Source organism: candidate division KSB1 bacterium (genome assembly GCA_034506395.1).
Lineage (GTDB): Bacteria > Zhuqueibacterota > Zhuqueibacteria > Thermofontimicrobiales > Thermofontimicrobiaceae > Thermofontimicrobium.
Genome location: JAPDPQ010000006.1, coordinates 117053 through 133740, shown reverse-complemented (window position 1 = coordinate 133740; position 16688 = coordinate 117053). Strand labels below are relative to the sequence as shown.

Sequence of the window (16688 nt, the reverse complement as noted above, 5' to 3'; positions counted from 1 at the left end):
TCGATGTCCTTAAATCTTATCAAGCGGCTTTCAGAAGTGGATCGATGGTCTAAAGGATCTGTGCGTCGCAAAAAAGGCCTTGATCCGTTTCATCTCATGCAATTGGGCTTATGCGGTTTCGCCCGAATTTCATGCGAGCATTTCATCCGATCTAACAAAGTTAGAAGCGATCGAACGTGGCAATTTCTTACATTCAAAACAATTGTTCGTTATTCATCTTATTTTGGGAGGAGCAATGGAAGCAAAAAATTTGGTTGAGATGTTATGGGAGGTGGTGGCGAAACACGGGGCAAAAACTTCGTTGATGTATAAAGTGGCAGGAAAATATGAGGGCTTTTCCTACCAGGAACTCGGGGAGCGCGTAAAAAATTTTGCATTGGGATTAGCTTCTCTTGGGGTAACGGCAGGGGATCGGATCGCCGTCATGTCTGAAAACCGTCCCGAATGGGCAATCGCTGATTTTGGCATCTTATCCCTGGGCGCAACCAATGTCCCCATCTATCCTACCATTACACCGCAACAGGTGGAATATATCCTCAAGGATTCTGGTTCAAGAATGATCATAGTATCCACGGCAGAGCTGCAGCAAAAAGTCCTCACCATAGTTCACAATTTGCCAGCGCTGCAAAAGATCATTTACATGGACCAAAATAGCGCTCAGCATGAAATGATGATCCCGTTTCAGCAACTTTATCAACTGGGAAAGGAGTTTGAGGCAAAGCAACCTGGCTACTATGAAGCAGCGATCAAAAAAATTACCCCAGATGATCTTTGTGGCATTATTTATACATCAGGAACAACCGGGGCGCCTAAGGGTGTGATGTTGAGCCACAATAATTTGCTTTCTAATGTGAAAGCCGCTCTCGAAGTCATTAAGGCGGATGAGACCGATACTTTCCTGTCGTTCTTGCCGCTATGTCACTCCTTCGAACGAATGGCGGGCCATTTTACAGCGATCGGCGCTGGCGCTACAATCGCTTATGCCGAGAGTGTCGATACCGTCGCGCAAAATCTGATGGAGGTCAAGCCGACCCTGATGACCAGCGTGCCGAGGTTGTTCGAGAAGATTTATGCCCGCGTAATTGAAAATGCCGAAGCCGGCTCACCACTCAAAAAGAAGATCTTTTGGTGGGCGATCAAAACAGGTGAAAAGTTTGTCGAGGCCAAAGCCAAAGGCAAAGTATCTGGCTTGCTCCAATTCAAACATAATCTGGCCAATAAGCTGGTTTTCAGCAAATTGAAGGAGCGAGTAGGAGGGAGGCTGCGTTTCTTCGTTTCCGGAGGAGCCCCGCTTCCAAAAGAGATTGCAGAATTCTTTTATAAAGCTGGCATTCTGATCTTGGAAGGCTATGGTCTAACAGAAACCTCACCAGTCATTGCGGTCAACCGTGAGGACAATTTTAAATTTGGCTCCGTGGGTCCTGCAATCCCTGGAGTCGAAGTCAAGATCGCCGAGGATGGTGAGGTGCTTACCCGTGGTCCCCATGTCATGAAAGGCTATTATAAAAATCCCGAGGCCACGGCCGAAACCATCGATCCCGATGGCTGGCTCCACACCGGCGATATCGGCCTATTGGATGAAGACGGCTTCCTTTACATCACCGACCGCAAGAAGAACATCATCGTGACCTCGGGCGGCAAGAATATTACCCCTGCCACGATCGAAAATCTATTGGTCACCAGCCCTTATATCGAACAAGTGATGGTAGTGGGAGACCGACGCAATTACCTCACGGCGCTTATTGTTCCCAAATTCGAGGCGATCAAAAAGTACGCCGAGGTCAATGGGATCAGCTATTCGGACATCGAAGACTTGGTCAAGCATCCCAAAATTTATGCTCTGGTTGAGGCGGATGTTCAAAATCTCACTAAAGACCTGGCGCGGTTCGAACAGATCAAGAAGTTCACCCTTATGCCGAAAGAGTTCACCATCGCCGATGATGAATTGACACCGACATTGAAGATCAAGCGCAAGGTCGTGGCTCAGAAATACGCGGATATCATCGATAAAATGTATCAGGATTAGTCCTGCTGACGATCTTCGCGGGAATAAAGACAAATTTAGCTCAGGTATTTTAGCTTTTGAGCGAAGATCCACAGAACAATCATCAGTTTCAGGCTTCCTGGGGCAGCCCCCCAGGAAGCTTTTTATTCCAGAAGGAAAATTGGATGAAGCAACTCCAAATTTTTGAGCAGGTGATCGATAGACCTTCCGAATATTGTTGGCTACTGAAAACTCAAACCCACCGAAAAATCATCGGATATCTGTGCTCCTATACTCCAGAAGAGATCATTCACGCTTCAGGCGCATTGCCTTTCCGAATTTTCGGTCATGCTGATTCTACCATTCGCGCTGACGCCCACTTGCAAGCCTATTGTTGTTCATTGGCTCGCATGGCACTGGAACAAGTTCTATCCAGAGGATTGGATTTTCTTGATGGAACCGTATTTTCCCACACCTGCGATACCATGCAGCGGCTATCTGATATTTGGCGGCTCAATTCGGGATTGGCGCTGCATTTCGATGTCGTCCTGCCGTCGAAGTTGAATTCCGAGAGCGCGTTTCGCTACCTGGTCGATGTCTGTTATCAGTTTAAGAAAGATCTGGAAGCGGCATTCCGCCTCAAAATCACCGATGAACAGCTTAGCGAGAGTATCCATCTTTATAATTTGATTCGCCAAGGCCTGCAAGAACTGTATCACGTGAGAAGCCAGCATCCAGGGGCGATCAGTGGCAAGGAGATGGACCTAATCATGCGGGCTGCAATGCGCATGGATCGAGAGGAATTCTATCAGCGGATTATGGACGTTATGGATCATTTAAAGCGCGAAGCCTCGATGAAATGTGCTCAAAATTTTAAAAGGCTGATACTGGTTGGAGGTGTTTGCGATCAACCGAATCTTTATGGAGCTGTGGAGCAAGCTGGAGCTGCCGTCGTTTGGGATGATCTTTGCGTTGGCAGCCGATATTTTCAAGGCCTGATCGATGAGAATGCCGATCCTATTGAGGCGATCGCTAAACGATATTTCGAACGGGTCATTTGTCCCGCCAAATATCGCGACCCCAATTTTCGGGGGGAATATCTGGCGAGGATTGCCAGAGAAAAAAATATCCACGGGGCGATATTTGTTATGCTTAAATTCTGTGATCCTCACGCGTTCGATTATCCGTTTCTGAAGGATCATTTGGACCAGGTTGGTATACCCAGTTTGCGCCTTGAGATCGAAGACCCGCAGCTTGCGATTGGGCAGCTACAGACCAGGATAGAGGCATTCGTCGAGATGTTGTGATTCGAGAGATTTTAGTAAACTTCTGCAGAATTAGGCTTTCTCAGAATAAGCCCATCATGGTCATAAATGAAAACGCACCATGACATAATTTCTAAAACAGCATAGGATTCGTGGATTCATAGGCGCGATAAACTCAACAGTTCAGGGCAACGCCGATTGGCGTAGCAGCAGCGATTATTATTGAAATCTTCAACCAAATGGGATGATATATGGCAAATCAGAGAGCAGAAGACCATGCAGCACAGGAGCGGCTCAAGATCAAATCCACTGGTTTGATGAAAAAGATCATGAAGCGCTATTATTTCCAAGCCAAGATGGCGCACTGGCTAAGAAAGAAGGTCGCATGGATCACTAGCGGGGGACCGGTGGAGCCGTTGCTCGCGATGAATGTAATTCCAATATACCCTGAGAATCATGGCGCAATGATCGGTGCCACGAAGATGGGAGGAGCCCTGTGCGAAACATCCGAAGCCATGGGGTATTCGCGCGATCTATGTTCGTATGCGCGCGCAGACATCGCTTGCTCAATTGTAAAAGGTGGACCGATTGGTGGTCTGCCGCGACCAGACTTTCTGGTTTGCTGCAACAATATTTGCGGCACTGTGATCAAGTGGTATGAAATTCAAGCGCGCTTTTACCAAGTGCCGCTTTTCATTTTTGATACGCCATTCAATCATGCAGAGATGTCGCCAGCAGCAAAACGATATGTCCAGCGACAAATGCAAGAATATATCGAATTCTTGGAACGGGTATGTCGCAAGAAATTCAACGAGGCCAAGTTCCAGGAAGTGGGATTGCGATCCATCCAGGCGCAACGGCTTTGGCAGCAGGTTCTGGATTGTTGCGCCCACCAACCAGCGCCTATGAGCGCATTTGATGCCTTCTTTCATCTCGCCCTCATCGTCACCCTCAGGGGCACCAAAGTCGTTATCGACTATTATTCTCAACTCCTCGACGAGATGAGGCAACGGATCGAGCAAAACATCAGCGCGGTCCCTAATGAGAAGGTACGGCTGCTATGGGACAATATCCCCATCTGGTATCGGACGCGTTGGTTATCAGATAAATTTTCCCAGCATAATGCCTGTTTAGTGGCTGACACCTATACCTCGGCCTGGAGCGGCGTGGTTCATCTCATTGATGAAAATCATCTGCTGGATTCCATGGCCGTGGCCTATTCTAGCATTCACCTTAATGTTTCCATCGATCAAATGTTCCAAAAGATTGCCGCTTTAGCTCAGAAATACCATGTCGATGGAGTCGTAATGCACTCCAATCGAAGCTGCAAACCTTACTCCTTCGGACAATATGACCTCCAAAATATGATCACCCAGCGATTGAACTTGCCTGTACTCATCATTGAAGCAGATATGGCGGATGAACGGAATTTTAGCGAGAGTCAAATCGAAACCCGAATCGATGCCTTTATGGAGATTTTTGAATAGCTGATATTGGATTATAGCCTACTTGGCAGCCTATCGGCAGCAAACCAGCGATCCGTGTTCCGCAATATCCCTGCTTATCCAGTATTATATAGACAAAAAATCAGGGTCGTTAGCTACTGGCATTTTCAATTCAAGTCGCTGCGCCTCATCGGCCATCAATTTTAAATGTTGAGAGCAGATGAAGATGTCATCCCCGCGCGGGGAGGAATAACCTTTTTCAAATCCAATTTTTGCATGCGAGATAATTTAATCCACATAACCGAAGTTGGGATTCGCTATCGGCGCATATATAATTGCGCTGACGTCGATCCATGAATGAAGACAGTGTGATCAAATGGCTTCGGTTGCAACTTGTGAACTGGGATAGAGGAGGAGTTGATGGTGAAATTTCAGAATATCGCACCAGATGTGAAGCTGGGAACCAACGTTCGGATTTTTGATTTTACCAATTTGTATGGCTGCGAAATTGGCGACAATACCAAGATCGGTGCGTTCGTAGAAATTCAAAAGGGCGTCAAGATCGGTAAGAATTGCAAAATTTCCAGCCATACGTTTATTTGTGAAGGTGTGACCATTGAGGACAATGTTTTTATAGGCCACAATGTAACGTTCATCAACGACCTTTACCCGAGGGCGACCAATCGGGACGGGAGTATGCAGACTGAGAAGGATTGGGTTTGTATTCCGACCACGATTAAAAAGGGCGCATCGGTCGGATCCAGCACGACGCTTTTAGCTGGGATCACCGTAGGGGAGAACGCCATGATCGGGGCGGGCAGCGTGGTCACAAAGGATGTCCCACCTAATACCATTGTGGCAGGCAATCCTGCAAGAGTCATTCGAACCATTGTGGAGGAACCAACCCAATGAAAGTACCTTTCCTTGATCTCAAAGCACAATACATGTCGATCAGAGAAGAGATTCATCTTGCGCTCCAGAGCGTATTGAATGACACGGCGTTTGCTGGTGGCAAATATGTGGCGCAGTTCGAGGCAAAATTTGCCGATTATTGTAAAGCAGATTTTGCAATCGGCGTGAATAGTGGTACATCCGCGCTGTGGTTGGCTTTACTTGGGCTGGGAGTTGGACCTGGAGATGAAGTCATCACGGTTCCATCCACATTTATCGCTACTGCCGAGGCGATCAGCTATTGCGGCGCCAAGCCAGTGTTTGTTGACATTGATGAACAGACCTATAACTTGAATGCAGAGCTATTGGAAGCAGCGATTACGGAACGGACCCGGGCGATTATACCAGTGCATTTGTTCGGCCAAAGTGCCGATCTGGATCCGATTCTGACAATCGCCAGACGCCATGGTCTCTGGGTGATCGAAGACGCTTGCCAAGCCCATGGCGCTGAGTATAAAGGCCAGCGCGTCGGTGCCATCGGCGATGCCGGCTGTTTCAGCTTTTATCCCGGAAAAAACCTCGGCGCTTACGGCGAAGCTGGAGCCGTGGTGACCAATAACGCCAAATTGGCCGAAAAAATCCGGATGCTACGCGACCATGGCCAATCCAAAAAGTATTATCACCAAATGATCGGTTGGAACGCCCGCATGGAGGGATTCCAAGGCGCGATTCTGGAGGTGAAATTAAAATATCTCAATGCGTGGAACAATGCACGGCGACAGCACGCTCAGCTCTACCGCCAGCTTTTGGCTGAGATTCCAGGTGTGATTCCTCCAGTGGAAGCCGATTATGCTCGGCATATCTATCATGTCTATGCCATTCGCGTGTCACATCGCGACGAGCTAATTAAATTTTTGGCTGAAAAGGATGTGCAGACTGGTATCCACTACCCAGTGCCGGTCCACCTGCAACAGGCCTATGATTCTCTCGGACTCAGACCCGGCAGTTATCCAGTGGCGGAACGATGCGCTCGGGAATTCCTTTCATTGCCAATGTATCCAGAACTGACCGATGCCCAGATCGAATACACAGTTCAGCAAATTCGGCAGTTCATGGAGCAAAGGACGAATGGATGACACAATTCGAGTCGATGATTTCAATCTGCTCTGAGTTAGACTCCAATCTTTCGGTCGGTTCGAGCTAGCTATTTGTAAAATAATTCGACCAGAGAAGCTGGCTCGAATGAAAAAAATGAAATCTCATACTCCCATTCACATGCGCTGTCTGGTTTATCTATCCCCCTTGCCTGGCAGCGCAATTGCTAATTTTTGACTTGCATTTTGTTCACCGACCAATTCCTCCGCGACCTTCTCATGTTAGGGTACATCCCTGCTTATTTTCCACTCGGCCAATTTTTAGCTTGCTTTTTTAAAAATATTTTCTAATTTAAAAGTAGCTTCATCATGATTCTATCGGACTTCTTTTCAATGACAAATGGCCAATTTCTGCAAAATGAACAGAAATCGAACAAAGGCTGTCATCTCTGAGCATGCAGGACTCTGCTAATAGAACCAATCAATTCGTAAGGAGATGCCCGCCTTCTCAGACATGAAATGGGCATGGAAATTTCTTGAATTTTGCAGAATTCTAAAACAGACAGGATAACAATGCAGCAGATTCTTTGGGAGACGGATTTCAACCGGGAATTGGAGCAAATTTTGATTTCGCATGGCATCGATCCACATGATTCGGAAATAAGAGCAAAGCTATGTGAGCTTCTAAACCTGACACGCCGCGCCAGTTGCCGGTTAATGGTTGAGATTGATGAACATTGGAAGCAGAAGGTGAACCAGTTTTTGGAGGAAGGAAGTCGATGTTGTGAATAACCCGTTATCTTCAATAAACAGGGAAGCGCGAAATAGAGAAATTTGTCGTTTCGATCAACCTGCCTTTGGAGCTTAGCCTTCACCCAGGGCATCTTTTATTAAGCGCTAAATAGGATCCTGTTCAAGTTCTCGCGTTTCTCAGAAATCGATCTGTGCTCATTAAGATATTTGCTTCGAGGCTTAAGCAATGCGCTGGGAGCAATAGTAATTCGATCGCCTCGATGGCCTGAAAATGCAATGATCAGTTTCATTTGGCGCGAACAGTTCGATGAATGGGCAGCATTTCGTGACGACGCCTTTTTCTATTTCGAACGGCCCTGAAAACTTTATAAGGGAGGGAGAGCGATGAGACAGGAAAAGGCGAATTGGTTTGCAGGCTGTCGGCAAATGGCCGCCATATTGATGGTTTTGTTTGCCACGCCAGTGCTGCCACAAACAATAACTTTGAGTGTCCCAGATACAGCAGCCCCATCACGATCGTTGGTGAAGCTTCCCATCTGGGTGAGCGATGTCTCTGGGCTCGGCATCGTTTCTTTGAGCCTCAAATTAGTCTTCGATCCGAATGTTTTAGACGCTCTTGGCGCTAATTCAAAAGGGACGATCTCTCAGGCCTGGGGCAATCCCACCACTTCGGATAGCACTGGACAACTTACTCTGGTCATGGTTGGAGCGACACCGCTCTCAGGTCACGGAATTTTGACCTACATTTTTTTCGATGTGATTGGAGCAAAGAACGACACCACGAGCATCAAGTTTAAAATGGTGAGCGTGAATGACGGACAGATTTCCGCCGTTGTTTCTTCGAGCAAGTTTACGACATTGGAAGCAGAACCTTCGCCAAATGCCAGGTTCTCTATACCCGATACTTCGGGCGACAGCGGCAGTCTCATCGAACTTCCGATTCGCGTATCGGATCTTAGTAAATTTCATATCGACTCTCTGAGGATCGGGATCAGCTACAATAAATATGTGATGCAGGCACTCGAAGTGACGACCAACAAGACATTGGCGCAGAATTGGCAGGTTCGAATCGAAATGCAATTGCCAGGGAACTTAGCATTTGTGCTCAAAGGGAGCACTTCTTTCCCGGACTCAGGGGTGTTGTGCCGCATCCGCTGCGAGCTGAAGGGCAATCCCGGCATGGCCACTCCAGTCCATTTTCAGAACATCGCCTGTTATAACGACACAATGCGGATCGCCACTCACGATGGAAAGGTGAGCATCGCTGGCGGAAGTGCGGCACAAGCGTTGGTCTCCATCCCAGATATCTCGGCCGATTCTGCCAATACGGTGACCGTTCCAATTTTCGTATCCCCGCTCTCCCAGCAGGATGCGGTCAGCGCTGTTTCTATCGCCTTGACGTTTGACCCGCAGGTCATCGCATATAAAAGCTACTCGGTGACCAATACCTTGCTGGACGGCTGGTTCTGTTCCGCCAATGTACCCAGTCCCGGCTTGTTGAGGTTCGGGGCGTTTAGCGCCTCATATGCCATGGGACAGGGCGTATTAGTGGAATTCGTCTTCCAAGTGGTTGGCCGACCAGCCATGCAAACGCCACTCGCTTTTTCAGAGATGGTGTTCAATGAAGGCTCTCCCTCTGTTACGGCATTCAACGGCGTGTTCACTGTAAACTATGTCATCCCAGTCGAGCTCATCGGATTCAAAGCGGAACAGGTTGGCAACGCAGTTTTGCTCATCTGGTCTACGGCTACGGAATCCAATAATTATGGCTTTGAGATCGAACGCTCGGTCGATGGTTCGCCGTGGAGGGTGATCGGGTTTGTGCCCGGTCATGGCTCCACTGCCATGCCCCATCACTACGAATTTCGGGACCCAGCAATAGTCGTGGGAATTCATCAGTATCAACTCAAGCAGATCGATTATGATGGTCATTTTGTGCGCACAGCTCCGATTCAGATTTTGATTGCGCCGCCGAAACGATATTCATTAGGGCAAAATTATCCGAATCCGTTCAATTCATCAACGTCAATTCCATTCGATTTGCCCGAACCAGCCCAGATCAAATTGACGCTTTACGATCTGCTCGGCAAACAAGTGGGACTGATCGCGACCGAACGATTGGATGCTGGACACCATTACATTAACTTTCAATCTGATCGACTTGCTGCTGGGCTGTATTTCTATGAGTTGCGAGCGAACGACTTCGTCGCTGCGAAAAAGCTTTTGATCGTTAAATAAATTTGTCGACCATCGCTACATTTTTATAGCGCTTGACCTATCAGTCATTCGAGAATAAATTGAATTTCCTTTCGAAACCTACTTCAGGAAAGGACCGCTCATTAACCAGGTCGCTCTGAGAGACCTGGTTTGTTTATGCACAAAAATCAGGAAAGAATATGCAGACCAACATCGGGAAATCCATTCGCATCAACGACATTCTTGACTCAAAATCATTCTTGCTGGACACGACAATTGCTTCTTGCCTTGGCGCCACGCCCCAATTAGAGGACCTCAAAAGCGTCCTGCAAACCAGTGTCAGAATCTTCGATGGGATCATCCTCAATCCTGGACAGATGGAGCATCTGGCTTTGGAAGTAGCTGGCAAAAATCGAGCGGCACCTTTGATTCGGGTCGATTGGACCAATGCCTATCGGGATCAGGATTTCTGCCTGCCAGTGCAACAGGTGCAACGCGTGGAAATTTCTTCGGCAGAAGATGTGATGATTCTGGGAGGATCAGCCGCAGTAGCAACGCTGTTGATGGGCTTTGGCGATGAATTCGAAGCCGAGAACATCCGCTCCATCTCCCGATTGCTCCGCGACGCCTATGAGCTCTCGCTGCCAGTCTTTGTCGATATCCGTCCCATTGGCTCTGGGGTGAGCACGTTCAATTTCGAAGACGTCATCAAACTCGGGGTCTCGTTCATGATGGAGGCTGGCGCCGATGCGCTGATCATTCCTGACGGCGCTCAAGAAACGTTGAAGCTGATTGCAAATTGGGCCACCGTTCCAGTCATTATACGATCCGAGCGACTGTTGAAACAGGACGAAGCGATGGCAATCTTTGAATTGGGAGTAAAAGGCATTTTATTTAACGAGAAAATATTGGAAGATCCAAAAGGGCTGATTCCATCGCTCAAAACGATGGAATCAGTTCTTCCAAAATAAGGAAACAACGCATGTATTCAAGCCCTGGCAAAACTGCGCGATTGAATCGACTGTTTAATCCCAAAGATGGCAAAGCCGTGTGCGTAGCTGCGGACCACGGCTGGATGTCCGATCCCACTGAAAATGTGATTCAGTTAAAAAGAATCTTAGAGCAAGTTGTGGCAGGCGGTGCCGATGGCGTGCTGATGTCGTTCGGCACTGCGCTGCGTCTGGGTTATTTGTTTCAAGGCAAGGACAAACCCGCCATCCTGATTCGTGCTGATTGGATGAATCTGCCCCGATTGGGCGGGGCCAATGTGAGCAATGTCCTGCCGGTCATCAAATTTCGGAAGATGGCCACCTCTCGCGCCAAAGATGCACTGCAAATGGGCGCGTCGGCCATCACCATCTACTATTTCATCGGCTATAGTGATGAATTTGAAGCGATCAATATCGAGCAGGCGGCGATCTTTGCCCAGGAATGCCGCAAAGTCGGCCTCCCGTTAATCATCGAACCCATGGCCGTTGGCGGCATGGTGACTGGCGTTAACATCGCCGAGATTTTAATCGCCTCGGCCCGGATTGCGGTCGAGATCGGCGCAGATGCGCTGAAAATTCCGTATACCGGGGATGTGATGACCTTCAAACAATTGGTCGATCAAGCGAAGGTGCCGGTGCTGGTTTTGGGCGGCGCCAAATCTGATGTGCCTCGCGATGCGCTGGAGCTGGTGGACGAGGCATTGCGCGCTGGGGCCAGCGGTACGGTATTTGGTCGTAACGTGACCAAAGCTAAGGACCCCAAAAAAATGGTCGAGGATCTGGTCGCGCTGGTGCATGGTTTCAAAACCATCGACGAGATCTTCGAGCCGCAGCGCGACAAGAAGATCAGATTGCGTGCGGTCTCTCAAAATTGTGTCGGCTGCCTGATCTGTGAGACAGTCTGCACCCAATGGCATCATCAGATCTTTGGCACTGCACGAGCGCGACTCTGGATCGAGTCCAAACCGGTTGAGCAGATGCCGCCATTGAACAAAGTTCATATTTGCACGTTGTGCGAAGCCTGTATTCGGGCATGTGAACCAGGCGCGCTATCGCTCACCGATCGCGGGATCATCCAGTTGAACAAGCAATTATGCACTCATTGTGGCGCCTGCGCCGAGGCCTGCCCTTCAGAAGTCATCTGGTTCGACGAGGAAAATTATCCTGTCATCTGTGATCTGTGCGGTGGTAATCCACAATGCGCCCGCTGGTGCAAGTACGATGCGATTGTTATAAAATAGGGCCAAAATGGAAGAATCCTTTTTCAACGAATTGGTCGATTTTAGCAGATAAGCGATCGGTCAGCTTTTTCACTTTTCAGATAGGCTTTGAATTCGAGCGGTTATGGCTATTTCGCTATCAAACGAATTCCCCCCCAATCTTTCGAACGAACAGCCGCTTTGCATTAAGAATTTGACTATGAGCGCCTGCAAGGGAGAAAGTCATTGCTGAAAAAGCCGGCAGAGGGAGATAGGGAGGACCATTTTGTACATTCTGACCATGAAACCGAATATCAAATAATAGATTTCATTACTCCGATAATCCACAGTTCTCTCATTCTTTGTAAAACCTATGACGACCCAAGGAGAATCAAAATGTCCCTTCTCGAACGCGGGTATATGAATAAAATTCTGAGAGTGGATCTGACAACTGGAAAATTTCAGACAGAGAAATTGGATGAAAAAATTATGCCGTTGGTTCTGGGCGGAAAGGGTCTTGCCAGTTTGATGCTGTACAATGAAGTTGCTCCGCACATCAATGCCTTGGCTCCAGAGGTGCCATTAATATTTGCTGTTGGCCCTCTGACAGGAACAACCGCACCAACCGCTGGAAGATTAGGCGTGTTCACCAAAAGCCCAGCGACTGGCACGATCCTCGATTCCTATGCAGGAGGGTTCTTCGGCCAGACCATGAAATGGGCGGGATACGATGCCATCATTATGACCGGCAAGGCTGATCGGCCCAAAGTTCTGGTTATCGACAACGATCAAGTGCGGCTGGAAGATGCAGATGGCATCTGGGGCCTGGGGACCATGGCTGCCACTGATAAGCTCAGGGCAAAATACGGCACGGATTTCAAAACCGCGGTGATTGGACCGGCTGGAGAACGTCTGGCGCCCATTGCCGGCATTTTCTGCGATCTGCGAACTGCTGGAAGAGGCGGCGCTGGTGCGGTCATGGGATCGAAAAATTTGAAAGGCGTAGCGGTCCGCGGAACCGGCTCTGTGGCTGTGCATGATCCAGCTCTGTTCCAGGAGATGGTCTGGGTCGCCAATCGCATGTTGCGCATGAGCTCCCAGATCAAACGGATGCGCGATCACGGCACCGCCAACATCGTGGAACTAATCAATGCAGCCGGAGGGCTGCCCACGCGGAATTTTCAAAGCGGTCAATTTGAGGGGCATAAAGAACTTTGGGGCGAGACCTGGAGCCAGGAATATTGGAATGAATCGGCTGCCTGTTTCGGCTGCGGCATCGGCTGCACCAAGATCGCCCAGCACAAAAAATATGGCTTCCGCATCGATGGCCCAGAGTACGAGACCATCTTCGCCGTGGGTAGCAATTGCGGCGTGGCGGATCGCGAGGCCATCATCGAAGTCAATTACCTGTGTGATGATTACGGCATCGATACCATCAGCACCGGGGTGATCATCAGCTTTGTGATGGAGCTGTATCAACGCGGCATGGTGGGCGCATCCGATCTGGATGGCATTGAGGCTAACTTTGGCAGCGGCGAGGCGCTGGTGGCATTGACCAAAAAAATCTGCACTGGGGAGGGCATCGGCCAGAAATTGCAGCGCGGCGTTCGCGAGTTCAGCAGAAATTTCCCCGGCAGTGAGGCGTTCGCCATGCACGTCAAGGGATTAGAGATGCCAGGCTACCTGCCGCGGGGCGCCAAGGGCGTGGGATTGAGCTACGCCATTTCTGAGCGCGGCGCCTGCCATTTGCACGGTTCGCCATTGAGCGAACTAATGGGCGGCGCCGATCCGTTGACCATCGCCGGAAAAGCCGCCCTGTTCAAAATGAACCAGTTGGACATCGCTGTGATCGATTCCGCCATCCTCTGCTATTTTACCAAATTTGGCTTCACTCTGAAAGAGGTCTGGCAGATGGTTACTGCCTGCACCGGGTTCGGCTATCGTAACCCCCGCGAGCTGGAAAAGGTCGGCGAGCGCGCCACCACGCTGGCGCGGCTGTTCAATGTCCGAGAGGGCTTTACGAAAAAGGACGATACCCTGCCGAGCCGCTGCTTGAACGAGCCGCTGCCCTCAGGACCGGCCAAAGGCCATGTGGTGGAATTAGACGCCATGCGTTCCGAATACTACCAGTTAATGGGATGGGATGAAAATGGCGTGCCAACCCCGGAGCGGATCAAGGAATTGGGGTTGAGTGAGATTTGTCAGGGAGCAGGGGGTAGTAATCAGTGATCAGTGGTCAGTAATCAGTAATCAGTGGTCATTGGTCAGTAAGGAGTAAGAGGAATGTCATTCCTGCGCATGCAGGAATTATTGTCATTCCTGCGCATGCAGGAATCCTTTTGTTGTTAGCATTTGAGAATTTGAATTGATGAAGGCAAAACTGATATTCCACGCTGGATTGAAAAAATATAATAACGATCTCCCAGAGGCGATGATAGTGGTGCCAGAGGGCAGCACGGTTGGCGACCTCATGAGACGGCTGAAGGTCCCAATGGATCAAGTCGCTTTTGTGGCCGTGAACGGCTCCCGCGCGCCCTTCTCTCAGCCGCTTGCAGATGGGGATGAGGTGAAACTATTTCAACCAGTCGGTGGCGGATAGCTGTGGGAAATTGGAAGTTAAGGTGTCAACCTTTTATTTTAGCAGTTGTGGGACAGGTTACCAACCTGGGCTACAAAGCCAGGTTACCAACCTGGGCTATAAGTCAACTTAAGGAGTTTCAAATCGGGCCGTTTCATCGTAGTCATATAGGCCGATCTCGAGCATCTTTTTCCGCTCGCGGCACGGTTCACAGCGTTTGGGTTGCTCCAGACCATGCTGCTTGAAAAATTTTTGTTCTCCAGCGCTAAAGGTGAACAAAGTCCCGCATTCCATGCACTCCAAGACGACATCCTCAAATTGCTCGAAACTGCGATCTTCTTCGATACCGAATTGCTCCCGCTGCTGGACGAACTGGCTGAATGGATGGCGATTGAACAGGGTTTCGAACGGGGAGGAATAGAAATTTTCTGGAATGAATTTGAAGCCGCGGATGTGCTGGATGAAGGGGATGTCCCCGCAGCCAATGCACTTGACCAATCCAGAGGGGCATTCGCGGCGATGGCAAAGTCGCCCCACATAGTTGAGGTGAGAGTCGAACACGAGTACGTCCCAATTATGAAAGTGGGAACTCATTTTGCGCGCGGCACGGGCCAGCGCAGGGATCTGATCCAATTTGGTGAGGATGACGGCCAGATCAAGGTCCCTGGGAAAGGGATCGCCTTTGGCTATTGAGCCGAATAGCGCCACCTCAGCGACGGGTTCGATATCCTTGACGCGTTGGGCAAATTCGGTGGCTGCTTGTCTCAGGCGACGAATTTTGTCCATGGCAGCTCCTGAAATTGATGGCTGGCGACTGGCTTTTCCTCCCACCCTGCTTGTTCTCTGTCGCATCAGACACATCCGCCAGCCGATCTGTTGTCATGATTAAATTCTTTTTTGTTTATTTTGATGGATCAAGTTTGCCTATGGCCCTCTGGCAATATAGCACGAACTGCGACAAAAAGCAACTGGTTTTTTGTTAGAGACTGCTGCGATTGGTGTTGAACTTTTTTCCTGATTGGGAGCGATTTAAGCTTTTTGGTTATGGAATAGGAATTTCTATGGGAAAAAAACTAATCAAATAAGTGAGATAGCAAATTGAGAAACCATAACAATCCCTTGCACGGTTTTAAAGCGGTGCAATGACAATTTTGAAAGCTATAGACGTCCTCGCCTTTAAAACTGGGGACGATAGATTTGAAATCTATTAACATCGCCCCTGATGCGCTGCCCTGGGGCTTTCCTCGGTTGATTCGGATGGGGGATGCGATCATAAGTAAAAGGACTGCCTTGCGAAGGGATTTGAAATGATCCTTTCATAATAATAACTGGTGATGATGGCTTCTGAAAAACACAACGCCCGAGAGAAATCCCGGGCGTTGGTCGACCGACAAGGAGTTGTTTAGAAGAACAACAAGGAAAGAGAAAGCATAACGCAAGGGTCCTAATTCAGACGATCTGCTCCAATGAGCAACAAATTTTCTCGGATCAAGCTCCAAATAATTTGCATCACATTTTGGCGATCGGCGGGCGATAGCCGTGATTTGCGATGATGTTGATGGTAGGAATCTTTATAGCTGCTGCCAGCAGGAGAGGGAATAAACCGATGCTTTGCAGCTAATTTTTCCACTTGCTTGATCGCTTTTTTCACCGGCGTATAAGGGTCCTCTGAAAAAACTTCGAGCACTAACCTTTTCAAAATTCCATAATCGATCATGGTCGCAACCTCGCTGTCCATAATTCACATTCAGAGTTTGGGGGAACTATCGTTTGGGTCAAAGTCAATCAGACTGTTCACATTCACTTGTCCATTTTTCTATCAAAAACTCGGCTGGCAGTTACGAATCGCGATGGAGGTTTCAATTCCGACTGCCTGCTTTTTCTCTGTGCAAAGCTTATGCCAGGGAGTGCTCTCCCATTGGAACATATCTGATAAGGTTACTAAGGGGCTATTTCTATTGGAGTGATTTAGAGCGATCGACGAGCCAAAATCCATGTCCTTGCTTTCTGAACGATTGGGAAGTTACAATTTTTGCTTCGCAATGACGATTTCGATATACGAATTTCGCTCAGGGAAGACGCTAATGGTGCAAAATGCACAATATGTGTGCAAAGCTTGCTCAATGGGGCAGCCTTACCAACTTCAAATTTTTGCTTGCATTCGATAGTTATTTTGACTATCTTGTGTTGCAAGCCAAAACAAGCAATTCAATTTTTAGGGACAAATATTCCGCCAAGAAACACCAAGAAGTCCGTGAAAATGAAAAAACTGACTGGTCGCTTACTTACTAAAA

Annotated in this window: 12 protein-coding genes; 10 read left to right on the top strand and 2 right to left on the bottom strand. The window is 48.7% G+C overall.

Going from position 1 to position 16688, the window contains the following annotated elements; genetic code table 11:
• Window positions 1–235 precede the first annotated feature (235 nt).
• The 10 genes from ONB37_06070 to ONB37_06025 all read left to right on the top strand — a co-directional run bounded on the left by ONB37_06070 (window position 236) and on the right by ONB37_06025 (window position 14415).
• Window positions 236–2026: a long-chain fatty acid--CoA ligase gene (locus tag ONB37_06070; GenBank protein ID MDZ7399717.1), complete on the top strand. Its 1791-nt coding sequence runs from the start codon at window positions 236–238 to the stop codon at window positions 2024–2026.
• A gap of 143 nt (window positions 2027–2169) precedes the next feature.
• Window positions 2170–3291, top strand: coding sequence for a 2-hydroxyacyl-CoA dehydratase family protein (locus ONB37_06065; GenBank protein MDZ7399716.1), 1122 nt, complete (start codon window positions 2170–2172; stop codon window positions 3289–3291).
• 209 nt (window positions 3292–3500) lie between these two features.
• Window positions 3501–4736, top strand: coding sequence for a 2-hydroxyacyl-CoA dehydratase family protein (locus ONB37_06060; protein ID MDZ7399715.1), 1236 nt, complete (start codon window positions 3501–3503; stop codon window positions 4734–4736).
• A 378-nt stretch (window positions 4737–5114) separates the two neighbouring features.
• Window positions 5115–5606 carry an N-acetyltransferase gene (locus tag ONB37_06055; protein MDZ7399714.1) on the top strand — a complete coding sequence of 164 codons (492 nt, stop codon included), beginning with the start codon at window positions 5115–5117 and terminating at the stop codon, window positions 5604–5606.
• Window positions 5603–6721 (top strand): DegT/DnrJ/EryC1/StrS family aminotransferase, encoded by a 1119-nt coding sequence (locus ONB37_06050; protein MDZ7399713.1) that lies wholly within the window; start codon window positions 5603–5605, stop codon window positions 6719–6721. Before ONB37_06055 ends, ONB37_06050 begins: the two co-directional genes overlap by 4 nt.
• 1095 nt (window positions 6722–7816) lie before the next feature.
• Window positions 7817–9670, top strand: a complete 1854-nt coding sequence (locus ONB37_06045) for a cohesin domain-containing protein (protein MDZ7399712.1) — start codon at window positions 7817–7819, stop codon at window positions 9668–9670.
• A gap of 158 nt (window positions 9671–9828) precedes the next feature.
• Window positions 9829–10599 carry a hypothetical protein gene (locus ONB37_06040; protein MDZ7399711.1) on the top strand — a complete coding sequence of 257 codons (771 nt, stop codon included), beginning with the start codon at window positions 9829–9831 and terminating at the stop codon, window positions 10597–10599.
• Between the two features lie 11 nt (window positions 10600–10610).
• On the top strand, window positions 10611–11858 hold the full coding sequence (locus ONB37_06035) for a 4Fe-4S dicluster domain-containing protein (protein ID MDZ7399710.1): 1248 nt from the start codon (window positions 10611–10613) through the stop codon (window positions 11856–11858).
• A gap of 354 nt (window positions 11859–12212) precedes the next feature.
• On the top strand, window positions 12213–14045 hold the full coding sequence (locus ONB37_06030; GenBank protein ID MDZ7399709.1) for an aldehyde ferredoxin oxidoreductase family protein: 1833 nt from the start codon (window positions 12213–12215) through the stop codon (window positions 14043–14045).
• Window positions 14046–14184: 139 nt separating this feature from the next.
• The gene (locus tag ONB37_06025; protein MDZ7399708.1) at window positions 14185–14415 is read left to right on the top strand and encodes a MoaD/ThiS family protein; all 231 of its coding nucleotides are present in this window, start codon (window positions 14185–14187) and stop codon (window positions 14413–14415) included.
• 108 nt (window positions 14416–14523) lie between these two features.
• On the opposite strand, the gene ONB37_06020 is transcribed toward ONB37_06025, so the two are convergent.
• Together ONB37_06020 and ONB37_06015 are read right to left on the bottom strand one after the other, a co-directional pair.
• On the bottom strand, window positions 14524–15246 hold the full coding sequence (locus ONB37_06020) for a zinc-ribbon domain containing protein (protein ID MDZ7399707.1): 723 nt from the start codon (window positions 15244–15246) through the stop codon (window positions 14524–14526).
• 592 nt (window positions 15247–15838) lie between these two features.
• On the bottom strand, window positions 15839–16132 hold the full coding sequence (locus tag ONB37_06015; GenBank protein ID MDZ7399706.1) for a hypothetical protein: 294 nt from the start codon (window positions 16130–16132) through the stop codon (window positions 15839–15841).
• Between the last annotated feature and the right edge of the window lie 556 nt (window positions 16133–16688).

What these genes read in the sequence shown, in the direction of transcription:
- ONB37_06035 (MDZ7399710.1), top strand. Translation starts at nt 10,611, where the DNA reads ATGTATTCAAGCCCTGGCAAAACTGCGCGATTGAATCGACTGTTTAAT.
- ONB37_06015 (MDZ7399706.1), bottom strand. Translation starts at nt 16,132, where the DNA reads ATGGACAGCGAGGTTGCGACCATGATCGATTATGGAATTTTGAAAAGG.
- ONB37_06070 (MDZ7399717.1), top strand. Translation starts at nt 236, where the DNA reads ATGGAAGCAAAAAATTTGGTTGAGATGTTATGGGAGGTGGTGGCGAAA.
- ONB37_06060 (MDZ7399715.1), top strand. Translation starts at nt 3,501, where the DNA reads ATGGCAAATCAGAGAGCAGAAGACCATGCAGCACAGGAGCGGCTCAAG.
- ONB37_06050 (MDZ7399713.1), top strand. Translation starts at nt 5,603, where the DNA reads ATGAAAGTACCTTTCCTTGATCTCAAAGCACAATACATGTCGATCAGA.
- ONB37_06065 (MDZ7399716.1), top strand. Translation starts at nt 2,170, where the DNA reads ATGAAGCAACTCCAAATTTTTGAGCAGGTGATCGATAGACCTTCCGAA.
- ONB37_06055 (MDZ7399714.1), top strand. Translation starts at nt 5,115, where the DNA reads ATGGTGAAATTTCAGAATATCGCACCAGATGTGAAGCTGGGAACCAAC.
- ONB37_06045 (MDZ7399712.1), top strand. Translation starts at nt 7,817, where the DNA reads ATGAGACAGGAAAAGGCGAATTGGTTTGCAGGCTGTCGGCAAATGGCC.
- ONB37_06040 (MDZ7399711.1), top strand. Translation starts at nt 9,829, where the DNA reads ATGCAGACCAACATCGGGAAATCCATTCGCATCAACGACATTCTTGAC.
- ONB37_06020 (MDZ7399707.1), bottom strand. Translation starts at nt 15,246, where the DNA reads ATGCGACAGAGAACAAGCAGGGTGGGAGGAAAAGCCAGTCGCCAGCCA.
- ONB37_06025 (MDZ7399708.1), top strand. Translation starts at nt 14,185, where the DNA reads ATGAAGGCAAAACTGATATTCCACGCTGGATTGAAAAAATATAATAAC.
- ONB37_06030 (MDZ7399709.1), top strand. Translation starts at nt 12,213, where the DNA reads ATGTCCCTTCTCGAACGCGGGTATATGAATAAAATTCTGAGAGTGGAT.